This window comes from Ferrimonas sp. YIN67 (genome assembly GCF_057219095.1).
The window spans coordinates 19585-33635 of the sequence record NZ_JBXVVJ010000016.1; the positions used below are offsets into that span (position 1 = coordinate 19585).

Sequence of the window (14051 nt, forward strand, 5' to 3'; positions counted from 1 at the left end):
TACTTTTTTTGATGTTTTAACGAGAGACTCATGCTCACGGACAACAATGCATTTGATGCTTATAAACACACCAATGTGAACGCCCGCGCGGCGGCGGCGAACCAGCATGAGCTGGTGCGCATGCTGCTCAATGGCCTGCTTGAAGAGTTGGCCCGGGCGGAGGGACACCTCAACGCCAATCGCATGGAACAGAAGGGCAAGAGCATCGGTAAGTGCATCGACATCGTTCATGGCCTTGACAGTGCGCTGGATCTGGAGAGCGGCGGTGAGATCGCCACTAACCTCCATCGCCTGTATGACTACTGCAGCCAGCAGTTGTTTCAGGCCAGTCTGAAAAACGATGCCAGCCTGCTGGTGCCCGTGGTGAAAGTAGTAAGTGATGTCCGTGATGGCTGGCAAAACCTCAATTGATCGACGCCAGTGGCATAAATTTGCCCTGGCCATCGAACAAGCCGCTTCGGCGGAAGACTGGCAGCGGTTGGCCAAGCTGGACCTGGCCATGCGCCAGGCCCTGCAGCAAGCCGGTCCGGCACAGGACGATGGTGAGCTTAAGGCACGGCAACGGCTGCAACGCACCCATGCCGAAGCCCAATTAAAGGTCGAGCAAGCCAGGGACAGCCTGAGTCTCAAGCTGGCACAGTTTAGGGAAAGCCGGGAGGGGCTCAGTGCGTATGAGCTCACCCTGGCGAGCGGAGAGAAATAATCGTGCAGATCCCAAGTTTTATTGCACCACGCGCTGCGCCAGAAGGGTTTTCCGGCCACGAAGGGCAAAACGGTGAGAGATCGATCCTGTCGGGGGATCCCGAGGGCTTTGCTCGGCATCTTGCCGAGCGTAACCAGGAGGCCAAACTGGCCGAGCGGCTCGAGCCTGTCCAACCCTCTGAACTTGTTGAAGAGGAGGGGGAGCAACCCGCTGTTACTTCGCGCCAGGCGATGTTGGCAAGTCAGGGTGAGCCCGGCAGGGAGCATGGCCGGACCGAACAAGGGCGTCAGGCAGGGTTTGACCTGGAGCGAAGCCGTGAAGGGCGCGCTTCACGGGTTCATTCTGCCCAGTTGGACACCCCTCTTCAGATGCGCTCCCGATTGACCATGGAGCAACAGGAGTTTGTTACCCCTAAGGCGGGCATGACGGCTCAACTGGCGGGCCGAAGCGGCGCGATGGCCTTGCCTCAGGGCATGGTCATGACCCTGAACTCGGCGGCGGAGTTGGTTGCCGGGGCTTCGGAGGGGGCGTCGGCGGTGTCGGCACTGTCGGCCAGCCAGTCGGCGGGTCAGGCAGCCTCAACACGATCCGTGAGCCAATGGGGCCCGGTGGCCCTGCCGCCCCAACCCCAGCAGTGGGCCAGGGAGCTACTGGCGCCGTTACAGGATCAGTTGCGCTTCCAGTCATTCCAACAGATCAAAACGGCCGAATTGCGTCTCGACCCACCGGATCTGGGCAGGATTGAACTGAATGTTCGGCTCGACGGGGATCGTTTGCATGTGCAGATGTCTGCGGCCAATCCCCAGGTTCGGGATGCCCTGGCGCAAAATGCCGATCGTCTGCGTGATGAATTGGGCCAGTCCCACGGTGGCGGCGTCAACGTCGATGTGGGGGATACCCCGGAGCAGGACACACACGAACAACCTTCCGGAGTTGCGGCCATTGCCTCTGCCGCCCCGGTCCAGGCCGATGGCAAGGACGCCTTTTCGTCACTTGAGATCGACGCTAAAGCCTAATTCAGGAGTTTTACATGCAATTCAATGGCAAAAATCGCAGCAACTGGACCCGTAATGGCATCCTTATCACGGCTGCCTGCCTGGCGGGATTCTGGGGCGGAGTAAAGTTCGCGCCCCTGTGGCCCGGCAGTGACACCAGTGTGGTGGCTAATGGCGAGTCACGCTTCCATGTGCTGGATCGTTTCGTGATCAGCGTCCCGGGCGAGAAGTTTCAACATTATGTTCAGCTTGAGTTGGCGGTGAAAAGCGCCACCGAAGGGTTTGAGGAGCAGATCAAGCAGATTGAGCCGCTGATCAATAACACCCTGATGCACCTGTTTTCTGCAAAGAGCTACGAGGAGTTGAGTCAACTGCGTGATCTCAACGGCTTGCAGTTGGAAGTGAAAGACGCCTTGGTGGAAGCACTGGCGAGAAATCAGGTGAAGGTGCAATTGGACCAGGTCCTGTTCACCCGCCTGGTGGTGCAATAGGAGCATTTGATGTTGCAGTCTGAGCAGGCCTACCAGGCGTCTGGTACCCCTGAAGTGGTGCGTCAATATGACGAGGCACACTACCTTAATCAATACCTTCCCCTGGTCAAGCGGGCAGCCAATCAGTTGCGCAGTCATTGTGGTGCAGTGATGGGCTCTGAGGACATGGAGCAGATAGGTTTAATGGCCCTGCTCGACTCTTTGCGGCGCTATCCCGGTGAGCCGGACAACGGTTTTATCGCGTTTGCCAGTTTGCGGGTGCGCGGGGCGATCCTGGATGAACTGCGTCGCCAGGATTGGCGGCCTCGTCAGCTGCGTCAACAGACCCACGAACTCAATGACATGGTACGGAAATTGACGCGGGAACTGGGTCGTGTGCCAACGGATCAGGAAACCGCGTCGGCATTGGACCTGTCTCTTACGCAATATCGAGAGCGGCTCTATGCCTCTCAGGCCGAGAGCCTGCAGAGTCTGGATGATCTGCTGGGGGCGGGGCAAAATTTCGAACATGAAGGCAGTGATGTCGCCCGCTTCAATCAGCAAAAGACTCTGGCTTCGGCCCTGGCTCGACTCAACAAGCGAGAGCAGCTGGTGCTGTCCCTCTACTACCAACACGAATTGAATTTGAAAGAAATTGCCCTGACCTTGGGACTGACCGAGTCGCGGATCTGCCAGCTGCATAAGCAGGCAGTAAAGCAGTTGAAGGCGGTCTACCAAGACTGGGAAATTGAGTAATTAAGGATACATCATGATTAAGATCCTCGGCCTGGTCGTGGCGGTATTGTCGGTATTTGGCGGCTTCGCCCTGGCAGACGGCAACCTTCTTACCCTTTGGCAGCCTGCAGAAGTGGTGATTGTGATAGGGGCCGCCTTGGGCGCTCATGTTTTGGCCAACCCAGGACCGGTTCTGCGCGATACCCTGGGGCAGGTGCGTGAACTGATCAGCGATGAAAAAGAAGATCCTGAGCTGTACCCCCAGCTGTTTGGATTGATGAACAGCCTGATGAATCAGATCCAGCACAGTGGCATCAAGGTGCTGGACGATCACATCGAAAAGCCCTTTGAAAGTTCGCTGTTTCTGACCTATCCCGCAGTCCTGCGCCAGCCACTGCTGTTGAGCTTCCTGGTGGATAACTTGCGACTCCAGTCGATGGGTAAGATCAATCCTCACGAATTCCAGCATTTGATGGACGAAGAGATCCACCGCTTGCAGGAAGACCGGATGCGTCCATCTCACTCCTTGCACCGTACCGGTGAAGCTCTGCCGGGCTTCGGTATTCTGGCGGCGGTTTTGGGGATCATCATCACCATGGGGGCCATCGACGGGCCACTGACCATGATCGGTTACTATGTGGCCGCAGCGTTGGTGGGTACTTTTATGGGGGTCTTTGCCTGTTACTGTGTGCTTGAACCTCTTTCTGCCGCCCTGGAACATCAGGTGGACCAGAAGATGGCCCAGTTGCAATGTGCCAAGGCGATCATGGTGGCTCAGGTCTCGGGCAAGCAGCCTCTGCTGGCACTCGATGGCGGCCGTCGCATGATCCAGGAAGAGAACCGGCCGAGCTTTATTGAGCTGGAGCGTTTCCTGACTGAGGAGCAGCGCTAATGAACGGTGAAACCGTCATCGTCAAGGTGCACCGAGGCAAGAAGACGGCCAAAGCCAGCGGGGCGTGGAAGGTAGCGTTTGCTGACTTCGCCTTGGCGATGATGGCCCTGTTTCTCGTGCTTTGGTTGACCCAAGTCGCCGATCAGGAAGAGCGGGAAGCGATGGTGTCGGCACTCAGTGGTGAGCAGGTGCTCGATGGCACCGATGGGATCTCGATGGAGAGCAACCGTCCCCATGCGATCGATCTCGAAGGCTCTGTGATGTTGGCGGATCCTGTATTCCCGGCAAAAGGTACGGGCTCAGGTCGTGCCGGACCAGCTGTCGTCAACCACATTCCCAGGGGAGAGCGGGGAGCGGCATCGGGCCAGGGTGATCATATGGATACCCTGTTGCCGGGCGCTTTCGAAACCCAGGCGCAACTTGAAGCCCTGGCCCATGAAGTGGAGCAGGTGATCCTGGGCACGGATCTGGCCAAGAACGTCAGTGTCGAGGTGGTTCCTCAGGGTCTTAAGATCTTGATCCGCGATAACCTTCAGCAGTTTATGTTTGCTCGAGGCAGCGCCCGGATGACGCCGTATTTTGAGGATCTGCTGTTTGCCCTGGCCCCCTTGCTGGCCAAGGTGGAGAATCCGCTGATGGTGTCGGGCCATACCGACTCGACGGCTTTTCGGGGCTCGGAAAATACCAACTGGGAGCTTTCGAGCCGCCGGGCATTGGAAGCGCGTCGCGCGCTGCAGTACGGTGGCGTCGGCCTGAATCAGTTTATTCAGGTCGTGGGGATGGCTGATAGGGTACCACTGGATCATGAAGACCACCGTTCGTCGGCAAACCGCCGCATCGAGGTGATGATCCTGACCCGTGACGCCAGCGAGGAACTGCACTCCCTCTTTGGCACCTCCAGTGGAGGCAAGGTTTCCCAGGCACACGAGGCCGCCCAGGGAAATCAACCTCGCAGTCGTTATCAACAGGGGGAGTAATTGGAACTGGAAGTAACGGAAGACAATCGACGCGAGCACGCCCGTTTCACCCTGCGGGAGGACCCTAACAAGTCCTTGCGTACGGCCTGTGATGGCGTCTCCGTCCGGTTGGAGAAAAAGCACTGGTGGGGTCACAAGGAGCTGGGGCTGGCGGCGCTCAAAGACATCAGCAAAGGGGGCGCGGGTTTGATCAGCGCCACCGAGCTGCCCAAGGAGACTCCCCTGGTGCTGGAATTGAATGGATTACGCTTGCCTTTCTCGGTTGTGAGGGCACAGGGGATCCAGGGGGCGTTACGTTTTTATGGCGTACGCTGGCATAATCGGGATACCGAGCAGCTGATGCGGTTGTTCGATGAGATTGGTCGATTGAAGGGATCTTAAAGGATGGCTAACTTTAAGCGAAATGGACCAGATTGGCTGCAGAAGTTCTTCTTGTATCTGATCATGGCTGATTGGTTGCTGCTGGCGGTAGGCTGGTACCTACTGGATAGAGTTAACCTCTTTTATGGAGCGATGATCAGCGTGATGCTGGTGATTTATAACCTTCTGTTGGTAAAACTGTGTTTTTACCGAGCCAGGCGAGCCTCGGATGGCTATATGCTTTATCCGGTGGTGATGGCTTGCTTACTGGCAGGGTTGCTGCTGGCCTATCAGTTTCTATTCCGCTAAACCCAGGAAACGCGCCTTTAAGGCGCGTTTTTTTATGCCCTTTCGCTTAAAGCGGAGCGTACAGAGGCCGGAAGGCAGGCAAAAAAAAACCCGCTGAAACAGCGGGTCAGATTGAATCTTTGACAATCTAAGAAGGAAGTTAAGCAAAGAACCAGGGAACGCGTCGGAAGCGCTCAATTTTCCAACGCGCCGGAATTTCTCCAATCGAAGGGATTGGTCATCTCCGAAAACATCGCCAGTTTAGGGATCTGCCGGTTCGGAGACAACCGAGAAAAATTCCGAATTTGGATTAGAATAACTAATCCTTGCGGTTGTTGTCTCAGGTGAGATTGTTCGGAAAAATCGCTCCAACAAGTCCATAATGCCGGCACATCCATGTTTCAGCTTATATTTTTCGCACAGTGCTAAGGCGTGTACGGTTGTGCGGCATGTTGGTATTGTTACTTTTTCTTGTTTGGAAAGTGGCAACTGGCGTGCCTCTGACCCAGCTCTGCTTGATCCTTGTCCCAAGCGACGGGTACAGTGCCGAAAAAACAAACGGTTACCATGGCGGTGATCGGAGCGGAGTCGGGATGAAACAGCGAACGTTGGGGTGGGTGTGTTGGGTTTTCGTGGGACTCTTCGGCTGCCAGGGAGGCCCGTCCCAAAGGTTCACACCACCGCACAGTGAACGGGATGAATGGGTGGAGCAGATCCATGGGGAAGCGGTTGCCGATCCCTATCGCTATCTGGAGGCACTGGATGGGGAGCGCACCCTCGCATGGGTCCGGCAACAGCAGCAATATGGTGATGCCTATCTGGCGACCATTCCAAACCGGGAAGTGATCGGACAACGGATCCAGGAGCTGTGGGATTATGAGAAGAGCGGCTCGCCATTCCAGCGAGGGGAACGGATCTTCTACTTTGCCAATGATGGTCTTCAGAGCCAGTCCGTTCTCTATGTCCAAGACAGTGAGCTTGGGGCGCCCCGTGTGTTACTCGATCCCAACCGGTTATCCGATGATGGCACCCTGGCCCTGAGCGGGAGCAGTGTCAGCCCCGACGGACGCTTCCTGGCCTATGGGATCTCTCGCTCTGGCTCAGACTGGCAGGAGTGGCACTTCCTCGATGTCGCCACTGCGCAGGCGCTGCCCGATACACTTGAGTGGATCAAGTTCTCGCGGGCCGAGTGGGCGGCAGACAGTAGTGGTGTCTGGTACGCCCGATACGACGAACCTGAGGACGGCAATAAGCTGGAAGCGGTCAATTATCATCAGAAGCTCTATTTCCACACTCTGGGCACCGCCCAGTCCCAGGATCGTCTGGTATACCATCGACCGGATCAGAAGGAGTGGAGTTTTGGCGTAAAACGTACCGATGCACCCAGTGCCCTGATCATCACGGCTCGACAAGGAACGGACCGACGCAACCGGGTGTTCTATCAGCGTTTGCCCCTGGGGGATGTGCAGCCCCTGGTCCCGGAGCTGATCGCGTCTTTTACTTTTATTGGCAACCAGGATAATTGGCTGTTGTTTGAAACGGACCATGAGGCTCCACGGGGTCGGGTCGTCGCCATCGATCCAGAACGTCCGCAGCAGGAGCACTGGCGGGAAGTGTTGCCCCAAGGGGCCGATCCGATCGATCAGGTGAGGCTGGTTGGTAAACATCTGGTGGTGGTGACACTCAAGGATGTATTGGCTGATCTCAACCTCTACAGTCTGGATGGTGAGCACCTTCATCGTGTCCCCCTGCCCGGTGCCGGGCGGCTTGTGGGATTGACCGGCCGAGCCCAGGACACGCGCTTTTACTTCTCTTTCAGCTCCTATATCCATCCGGAAGGGATCTATCGTTACGATCTGGCGAAGGAAACACTCGAATCCTATCGCTTACCGGATGTGGCGTTTGAACCCGAGGAGTATGTTTCGGAGCAGGTGTTCTATCACAGCCAAGATGGCACACGGATCCCCATGCTGATCTCATATAAGAAGGGCCTGGTAAAGGATGGTATGAATCCAACCCTGCTTTATGCCTATGGCGGGTTTAAAGTCGCCATGACCCCAAGGTTCTCGCCCGCCAACATCGCCTGGATGGATCTGGGCGGGATCTATGCGGTGCCCAGTCTTCGAGGTGGCGGAGAGTATGGTCAGGCCTGGCACCATGCCGGTCGGCTCGAACATAAGCAGAATGTGTTTGACGATTACTTTGCCGCGGCAGAGTTTCTGATCGAGCAGGGTTATACCCGGCCTGAGCGTTTGGGGGCCTATGGTCGTTCTAACGGAGGCTTGTTGATGGGGGCGGCGCTGACTCAGCGTCCTGATCTGTTTGCCGCAGTGCTACCTGCGGTGGGTGTCCTGGATATGCTGCGCTACCAAAAATTCACCATAGGCTGGGCCTGGGTAAACGAGTACGGAAGCGCCGATGATCCCGCCCAGTTTCCCTATCTGTTAGCGTATTCACCCTATCATAACCTGTCGGCTGGAACCTATCCGGCCACCATGGTGATGACGGCGGATCATGACGATCGGGTGGTGCCATCCCACAGCTTTAAATTCACCGCAGCGTTGCAACATGCTCAACAAGGAGCAGCACCGGTGATCGCTCGGATCGAAAAGAAGGCGGGTCATGGCGCCGGAAAACCGACGGCGATGCGGATCGCGGAATATCGAGACATTTTTGCCTTCCTTCTGGCGGCTTTTGACCGACCGATCCCGGCGCATTTGTGATCAGGTGGAAGGTTTTTCCCCAAATGTTTCGTGAAGCGATTTCGACCGCCCGTCGGCAAGGCTCAGTGAAAAGCCGGTCAAAAATGTGATCTGAATGTTCCCGAGCGTCGAAAATGTAGACGAAATACGCCAATTTAGCCCCTCCCCAGCGCCGATTGGCTCAGGTATAGTAAGAAGACAACGTAATTAATTAGATAACAGCTTGTGGGAACTCCAACTTTTCGTTGGCCGGTACGTGTGTATTATTCCGACACGGATGCGGGTGGTGTGGTTTATCACGCCAATTATTTGAACTTCTTCGAACACGCACGTACTGAAATGTTACGCCAGGCGGGTTTTGAACAGGACGTCCTGATGGAGCAAAACATCGTTTTTGCCCTGCGTCAGGTGCTCCTGGACTTTATCCGGCCGGCCCGGTTTAACCAGCAACTGGTTGTGATCAGCGAGATCACCGAGTTGGGGGGCGCCAGTCTGCAGTTTCATCAAAAACTGGTAGACGGTGACGGGCAGGTGTATTGCCAGGCGGAGATCAAAGTCGGTTGCTTAAGCGCCGATAGCTTCCGCCCGGTGCGGATCCCACAAGCGATCAAACAGGAGTTAGCACGTGTCGGCTGAGATCTCGTTTATTGGACTGTTTCTCGAAGCCAGCTTGTTGGTCAAGCTGGTCATGATTTTCCTGATGGTGCTGTCGGTGGCCGCCTGGACTGTGATTATCCAGCGGCAAAGTGCTTTGAAGCAGGCCCAGTTGAAGGCTCAGCGCTTCGAAGACCGTTTTTGGTCTGGTGTCGATCTGAACCAGTTGTATCAGGAGCTGTCAGCCCGGGGGGATCGCAATACCGGCCTGGAACTGATGTTTACCAATGGCTTTCGCGAATACATTCGCCTGGCCAAACATTCGCGCAGTCCGCAGGCTGTCGTGGATGGCAGTTATCGTTCGATGCGTGTGGCCATGTCCCGGGAAGTGGATAAGCTGGAGCAGCACCTGCCCATGTTGGCCTCCATTGGCTCGACCAGTCCTTACATAGGCCTGTTTGGCACGGTTTGGGGGATCATGAACTCCTTTATCGCCCTGGGTAGCGTTCAACACGCGACCTTGAATATGGTTGCTCCCGGGATCGCCGAAGCACTGATCGCGACGGCCATGGGCCTGTTTGCCGCGATCCCCGCGGTGATCTTCTTCAACCGCTTCTCGACTCGCGTCGAAAAACTGGAAAACAGTTACGCCAACTTTATGGATGAGTTTTCCACCATCCTGCACCGTCAAGCGCACAGCCAAGGTGCGGAGCGGGCCGAGTGATGCAGGGTTATCAGCGCAAACGGCGCCGTAAGGTCGCTGAGATCAACGTCGTGCCCTACATCGATGTGATGTTGGTGTTGCTGATCATCTTTATGGCAACGGCTCCCCTGGTGACTCAGGGGGTCAAGGTCGATCTGCCCCAGGCCGCGGCAGAGCCCATCGAGGCGGATTCAAAGCCGCCACTGGTGGCCTCGGTTAACGTGGAAGGGGAGTACTTCCTCGATAACGGCAGCGTAGATGAAAACAAGCCCCTGGAACTGGATGAGCTGGCGGCCCTGGTGGCGGCGGAATTGACGGTAAATCCGGATCGGCCCGTGGTGGTCAATGGGGACCGACTGGTGCCTTATGATGTGATTATTCAACTGATGGTGGGCCTGCAAAGTGCGGGCGTACCCTCCGTGGGCCTGATGACGGAGCCGAGGGAATAGAATGAAGCAACCTCTTGCCGCCCCGCTGACCCTGTCAGTGATCGCCCATGCCGGGTTATTGGTACTCTTGGCGGTTAGCGTCGATTTCAGTGCCCAGCGGCCACAACAGCCCCAGGCCAGTGCGCCTGTGGTGGAAGCAACCGTGGTGCAAAAGGCCGATGTTGCTAAACAGGTTGAGCGGATCCGCGCTGCTGAGGCGGCCAAAGCCGAAGCCGAGCGGCAACGCCAGGCTGAGCTGGAGCGCCAGGCCCAGGAAGCGTCCCGCAAGCGTCGTGAAGAGCAGGCGGCGATAAAACGTCTTGAACAGCAGCGCCAAGAGCGTCAGCTGGAGATCAAGAAAGCGGAGGAGGCGGCCAAGGCCGCGCGTCTGAAGCAGCAGGAGCAGGAACGCCAGGCCAAGGCCGCGGCGGAGCAGCGGCGTAAAGAGGAGGTGGCTCGCCAGGCTGCTGAGGAGAAACGCAAAGCTGAAGAGGCGGCGGCGGCCAAAGCCGAAGCCAAGCGTAAGGCCAGAGAAGAGGCCGAACGTAAGGCCGAGGCGGAGCGCAAGCAGCGGGAGGCCGAAGCTGCCGCGCGTAAAGCGCGGGAAACGGAGCTGGCCGAGATGATGGCCGCCGAGCAGGCCGATCTGGCCCAGGCGCGTCAGCACCAGGTTTTGTCCGAGCGGGATCGCTACGTTGTGCTGATCAAACAGGTCGTGCAGCGTAACCTGCGCACCGATACCAGTATGCGGGGCAAGCAGTGCCGGGTTCGTATCAACCTGGCGCCAGATGGCTTTGTCTTCAATAGCCGTGTCCTGGGTGGTGATCCGGCGGTATGTCGGGCGGGTCAGGCGGCGATTAAGGCGGCTGGCAACCTGCCGGTTTCCAGTGAGCCGGATGTGTACAACGAACTGAAAGAGATCGATCTTGTGATCGAACCGGAGCTCTAAAGAAATGAAAAAGATAAAGAACTCCCTAGTAGCCGGGATTGCCTTGGTGGGCTTGCTTGTCGCACCGGCACGGGCTGCCCTGGAGATTGTGATCACCGAAGGGGTGAACGCGGCTCGGCCCATCGCGGTCGCACCGTTTACCTGGGAAGGCGAGGGCACCTTGCCCTCTCAGATCGCCGATGTGGTGAGCTCGGATCTGCGCCGCTCCGGCAGTTTCAGTCCTTTGGCCCTGACCGATCTGCCCCAGTCTAATGTCGGCAGCGAAGCCGAGCTGGATCTGTCAACCTGGATCGCGACCGGCGCCGAAGCCGTAGTGGTCGGACAGATCCGTGCCAGCGGAGCGGATCGTTTTGAGGTCAGCTTCGAGCTGGTGGATCTGATCCGTGCTCAAGCTGCCGTGGATGAGGACAGCGGCCCTGTGGTGCGTAAGGATCACATTATCGAGAGTCGCACGACGGTGATCCCGGCAAAACAGTTTCGTCGTTTCGGCCACCGGATCTCCGATCTCGTCTACGAGGCGCTGACCGGTGTTAAAGGTGCGTTCCTGACCAAGATCGCTTACGTGACCGTGGATGAGAACGCGGCGCCGTTTAAGTTCCAACTTCGTGTAGCCGACTATGACGGGTATAACGAAACCGTGTTGCTGCGCTCCCGTGAGCCGCTGATGTCTCCTTCTTGGTCACCGGATGGGCGCAAGCTGGCGTACGTCTCTTTTGAAAATCGCCGTTCTGAGATCTATATCCAGGATCTCTACACCCAGCAGCGGGAGCGGATCACTCGATTCGCCGGGATCAACGGGTCGCCCAAGTGGTCTCCCGACGGCAAGCGCCTGGCGATGACCCTGTCTAAAGATGGCAGTACCGAGATTTATGTGATGGACCTGGCGACCCGCAAACTGGAGCGGCTCACCAACCACTATTCCATCGATACCGAGCCCGCGTGGTCGCCGGATGGAAAGTCTCTGGCATTTACCTCCGAGCGAGGAGGGCGTCCCCAGATCTACCAACTGGATCTGGAGTCTCGCCGAATCAAGCGGTTGACCTACCAAGGCGAGTGGAACCTGGGGGGCTCTTATACCCCGGATGGTAAACATCTCGTCCTGGTAAATCGAACACAAGGCCGATTCAACATTGCCCGTATGGAGTTGAGCAGTGGTCATATTGACGTGCTGACCGAAACCTATTTGGATGAGTCGCCCAGCGTCGCGCCAAATGGCAGCATGATCATCTACAGCACCAGCCACAATGGACGACAGGTCCTGGCAGCTGTTTCCATGGACGGTCGATTCAAGGCTCGACTGCCGATGCAGTTGGGCAGCGTCAAGGCTCCTGCCTGGTCGCCTTATCTTTAAACCGAGTAAGACCCAAAACAAGAAAGGATCCATCTAATGAAATTTAATAAAGTCGCTAAGGGTATTCTGTTCGCAATCCCGGCTCTGGCACTGACTGCCTGTTCTTCCAATGCCGATCTGGACGCCGATTCCGAAGTGCTGAGCAACCAAGCTGGCATCGAGCAGGAAGGTGGCCCACAAGTGGGTGGCCTGGACCAGGTTCAGACTCCAGAAGAGATCCAGCGTGAGAAGTACGCTCAACTGCGCCAAGAGCACATCCTGTACTTCGATTTTGACCGCAGCGACATTCGTCCTGAGTTTGCCGAGTTGCTGGAAGCACATGGTGCGTTCCTGATTGAGAACCCGCGCACCCGTGTCCTGATCGAAGGTCATGCCGATGAGCGTGGTACTCCTGAGTACAACATCGCCCTGAGCGAGCGTCGTGGTAAGGCTGTACAGCGTCACCTGCAGAGCCTGGGTGTTCTGGCCAGCCAGATGGAAGTGGTTCCTTACGGCGAAGAGAAGCTGCTGGACAGCTCCGCGACCGATGCGGCCCACGCCAAAAACCGTCGTGCCGTTCTGGTTTACTGATCGGAAGCTAAAAGTATGAAAAGAGCCGTATTGATGACGGCACTTCTTACTTGGGGGGCGCAGTCTTTGGCTGCGCCCGCTCCCGTTGTAGAGGTGACCGGAAGCGCCCGTACCGCAACCAGCGAGACTGGCGCTCGAATTGAACGATTGGAACAATTGCTGCGTAGCACCAGCCAGTCGCAACTGCGCCTTGAACAGATGGTTGGACAGATGCAGCGGGAAATTGGTGAACTGCGCGGTCAAAATGAGGAGCAGACTTATCAGATTGAACAGATCCTGGATCGACAGCGCCAGCTGTATCAGGAGATCGCCAAGCTGCAGTCTGCCCCAGCCAATAGCGGATCCACACCCGTCCAATCCCAGGGACGCGGTGTCGCGTCACTGTCTGAGGCCGATAGCTACAACCATGCGCTTAACCTGGCGCGTAAAGAGCGTAAGTTCGACGAGTCCGTGTTGGCGTTTCGGGCTTTCATCGAGCAGTATCCGGAGTCCAGCTATACTGCGAATGCACACTATTGGCTGGGACAGATCCTCTATATCCAGGGGGAGTTCGATGAAGCTCGACAATGGTTTGTCTCGGTGGTGGATAACTATCCCAAGTCGGGTAAACGTGCTGATTCTATCTTGAAGCAAGGCTTGATCGCCGATCGACAAGGCGACAAAGCCGCAGCCAAGCGCTTTTTCAGTCAGGTCGTGGAGCAGCATGCCGATAGCAGTGCGGCCAAGATGGCGCAAAAGCACCTGGATTGAATCCAGATAAGCCTTTATTTGCTCAGAGAAATTTGCTTTTTTGACCAGTTCGACGCTTTTGTGCGCAAGCGGTCCGGATCTTTGAAATTCCGGTTGCAAGCGGAAACGATCTTGGTATTATAGCCGCCCGTCGACAGGGGAGGCCGCTCAGGCCAACACTGGAGATGGTAGAAGTGGGTCGTTAGCTCAGTTGGTAGAGCAGTTGGCTTTTAACCAATTGGTCGAAGGTTCGAATCCTTCACGACCCACCACTTCTTTTCGCAGTTGGTGGAGAGAAGGCACAATATGGGTCGTTAGCTCAGTTGGTAGAGCAGTTGGCTTTTAACCAATTGGTCGAAGGTTCGAATCCTTCACGACCCACCACTTCTTTTCGCTGTTGGTGGAGAGAAGGCACAATATGGGTCGTTAGCTCAGTTGGTAGAGCAGTTGGCTTTTAACCAATTGGTCGAAGGTTCGAATCCTTCACGACCCACCACTTCTTTTCGCTGTTGGTGGAGAGAAGGCACAATATGGGTCGTTAGCTCAGTTGGTAGAGCAGTTGGCTTTTAACCAATTGGTCGAAGGTTCGAATCCTTCACGACCCA

17 protein-coding genes and 4 tRNA genes are annotated in these 14051 nt (G+C 56.5%); all 21 read left to right on the top strand.

The window, feature by feature from the left end; all coding sequences use genetic code 11:
• The first annotated feature begins 30 nt into the window (after positions 1-30).
• The 21 genes from fliS to AC2D8U_RS20790 all read left to right on the top strand — a co-directional run bounded on the left by fliS (position 31) and on the right by AC2D8U_RS20790 (position 14051).
• Positions 31-411 (top strand): flagellar export chaperone FliS, encoded by a 381-nt coding sequence (gene fliS, locus AC2D8U_RS20690; protein ID WP_484620975.1) that lies wholly within the window; start codon positions 31-33, stop codon positions 409-411.
• Positions 389-703, top strand: coding sequence for a hypothetical protein (locus AC2D8U_RS20695; protein WP_484620976.1), 315 nt, complete (start codon positions 389-391; stop codon positions 701-703). The genes fliS and AC2D8U_RS20695 overlap by 23 nt, the downstream gene beginning before the upstream one ends.
• Positions 704-705: 2 nt before the next feature.
• Positions 706-1719, top strand: coding sequence for a flagellar hook-length control protein FliK (locus tag AC2D8U_RS20700; protein ID WP_484620977.1), 1014 nt, complete (start codon positions 706-708; stop codon positions 1717-1719).
• Between the two features lie 14 nt (positions 1720-1733).
• Positions 1734-2189, top strand: a complete 456-nt coding sequence (locus AC2D8U_RS20705; RefSeq protein WP_484620978.1) for a flagellar basal body-associated FliL family protein — start codon at positions 1734-1736, stop codon at positions 2187-2189.
• Between the two features lie 9 nt (positions 2190-2198).
• Positions 2199-2924 (top strand): RNA polymerase sigma factor FliA, encoded by a 726-nt coding sequence (locus tag AC2D8U_RS20710; RefSeq protein ID WP_484620979.1) that lies wholly within the window; start codon positions 2199-2201, stop codon positions 2922-2924.
• Between the two features lie 13 nt (positions 2925-2937).
• Entirely contained in the window at positions 2938-3795 is an 858-nt protein-coding gene (gene motA, locus AC2D8U_RS20715) for a flagellar motor stator protein MotA (RefSeq protein WP_484620980.1), read from the top strand.
• Positions 3795-4772 carry a flagellar motor protein MotB gene (locus AC2D8U_RS20720; RefSeq protein ID WP_484620981.1) on the top strand — a complete coding sequence of 326 codons (978 nt, stop codon included), beginning with the start codon at positions 3795-3797 and terminating at the stop codon, positions 4770-4772. Before motA ends, AC2D8U_RS20720 begins: the two co-directional genes overlap by 1 nt.
• A complete protein-coding gene (locus AC2D8U_RS20725) occupies positions 4773-5153 on the top strand; it encodes a PilZ domain-containing protein (RefSeq protein ID WP_484620982.1) in 381 nt (126 codons plus the stop codon).
• A gap of 3 nt (positions 5154-5156) precedes the next feature.
• Positions 5157-5441: a hypothetical protein gene (locus AC2D8U_RS20730; protein WP_484620983.1), complete on the top strand. Its 285-nt coding sequence runs from the start codon at positions 5157-5159 to the stop codon at positions 5439-5441.
• Between the two features lie 572 nt (positions 5442-6013).
• Positions 6014-8143 carry a prolyl oligopeptidase family serine peptidase gene (locus AC2D8U_RS20735; RefSeq protein WP_484620984.1) on the top strand — a complete coding sequence of 710 codons (2130 nt, stop codon included), beginning with the start codon at positions 6014-6016 and terminating at the stop codon, positions 8141-8143.
• Between the two features lie 204 nt (positions 8144-8347).
• On the top strand, positions 8348-8758 hold the full coding sequence (gene ybgC, locus AC2D8U_RS20740) for a tol-pal system-associated acyl-CoA thioesterase (protein ID WP_484620985.1): 411 nt from the start codon (positions 8348-8350) through the stop codon (positions 8756-8758).
• Positions 8748-9440 carry a protein TolQ gene (gene tolQ, locus AC2D8U_RS20745; RefSeq protein WP_484620986.1) on the top strand — a complete coding sequence of 231 codons (693 nt, stop codon included), beginning with the start codon at positions 8748-8750 and terminating at the stop codon, positions 9438-9440. Before ybgC ends, tolQ begins: the two co-directional genes overlap by 11 nt.
• A complete protein-coding gene (tolR, locus tag AC2D8U_RS20750) occupies positions 9437-9868 on the top strand; it encodes a protein TolR (RefSeq protein WP_484620987.1) in 432 nt (143 codons plus the stop codon). The genes tolQ and tolR overlap by 4 nt, the downstream gene beginning before the upstream one ends.
• A 1-nt stretch (position 9869) precedes the next feature.
• On the top strand, positions 9870-10796 hold the full coding sequence (tolA, locus tag AC2D8U_RS20755; protein WP_484620988.1) for a cell envelope integrity protein TolA: 927 nt from the start codon (positions 9870-9872) through the stop codon (positions 10794-10796).
• 4 nt (positions 10797-10800) lie between these two features.
• A complete protein-coding gene (tolB, locus tag AC2D8U_RS20760; RefSeq protein WP_484620989.1) occupies positions 10801-12147 on the top strand; it encodes a Tol-Pal system beta propeller repeat protein TolB in 1347 nt (448 codons plus the stop codon).
• A 36-nt stretch (positions 12148-12183) separates the two neighbouring features.
• Entirely contained in the window at positions 12184-12717 is a 534-nt protein-coding gene (locus AC2D8U_RS20765; protein WP_484620990.1) for an OmpA family protein, read from the top strand.
• 33 nt (positions 12718-12750) lie between these two features.
• Entirely contained in the window at positions 12751-13467 is a 717-nt protein-coding gene (ybgF, locus tag AC2D8U_RS20770) for a tol-pal system protein YbgF (protein WP_484620991.1), read from the top strand.
• 175 nt (positions 13468-13642) lie between these two features.
• Positions 13643-13718 (top strand) — tRNA-Lys (locus AC2D8U_RS20775).
• Between the two features lie 36 nt (positions 13719-13754).
• A tRNA-Lys gene (locus AC2D8U_RS20780) sits at positions 13755-13830 on the top strand.
• 36 nt (positions 13831-13866) lie between these two features.
• Positions 13867-13942 (top strand) — tRNA-Lys (locus tag AC2D8U_RS20785).
• Between the two features lie 36 nt (positions 13943-13978).
• Positions 13979-14051: transfer RNA gene (locus tag AC2D8U_RS20790), tRNA-Lys, on the top strand.

Coding starts and splice junctions, on each gene's coding strand:
- fliS (WP_484620975.1), top strand. CDS start 31: ATGCTCACGGACAACAATGCATTTGATGCTTATAAACACACCAATGTG.
- AC2D8U_RS20695 (WP_484620976.1), top strand. CDS start 389: ATGGCTGGCAAAACCTCAATTGATCGACGCCAGTGGCATAAATTTGCC.
- AC2D8U_RS20705 (WP_484620978.1), top strand. CDS start 1,734: ATGCAATTCAATGGCAAAAATCGCAGCAACTGGACCCGTAATGGCATC.
- AC2D8U_RS20710 (WP_484620979.1), top strand. CDS start 2,199: ATGTTGCAGTCTGAGCAGGCCTACCAGGCGTCTGGTACCCCTGAAGTG.
- motA (WP_484620980.1), top strand. CDS start 2,938: ATGATTAAGATCCTCGGCCTGGTCGTGGCGGTATTGTCGGTATTTGGC.
- AC2D8U_RS20720 (WP_484620981.1), top strand. CDS start 3,795: ATGAACGGTGAAACCGTCATCGTCAAGGTGCACCGAGGCAAGAAGACG.
- AC2D8U_RS20730 (WP_484620983.1), top strand. CDS start 5,157: ATGGCTAACTTTAAGCGAAATGGACCAGATTGGCTGCAGAAGTTCTTC.
- AC2D8U_RS20735 (WP_484620984.1), top strand. CDS start 6,014: ATGAAACAGCGAACGTTGGGGTGGGTGTGTTGGGTTTTCGTGGGACTC.
- tolA (WP_484620988.1), top strand. CDS start 9,870: ATGAAGCAACCTCTTGCCGCCCCGCTGACCCTGTCAGTGATCGCCCAT.
- tolB (WP_484620989.1), top strand. CDS start 10,801: ATGAAAAAGATAAAGAACTCCCTAGTAGCCGGGATTGCCTTGGTGGGC.
- AC2D8U_RS20765 (WP_484620990.1), top strand. CDS start 12,184: ATGAAATTTAATAAAGTCGCTAAGGGTATTCTGTTCGCAATCCCGGCT.
- ybgF (WP_484620991.1), top strand. CDS start 12,751: ATGACGGCACTTCTTACTTGGGGGGCGCAGTCTTTGGCTGCGCCCGCT.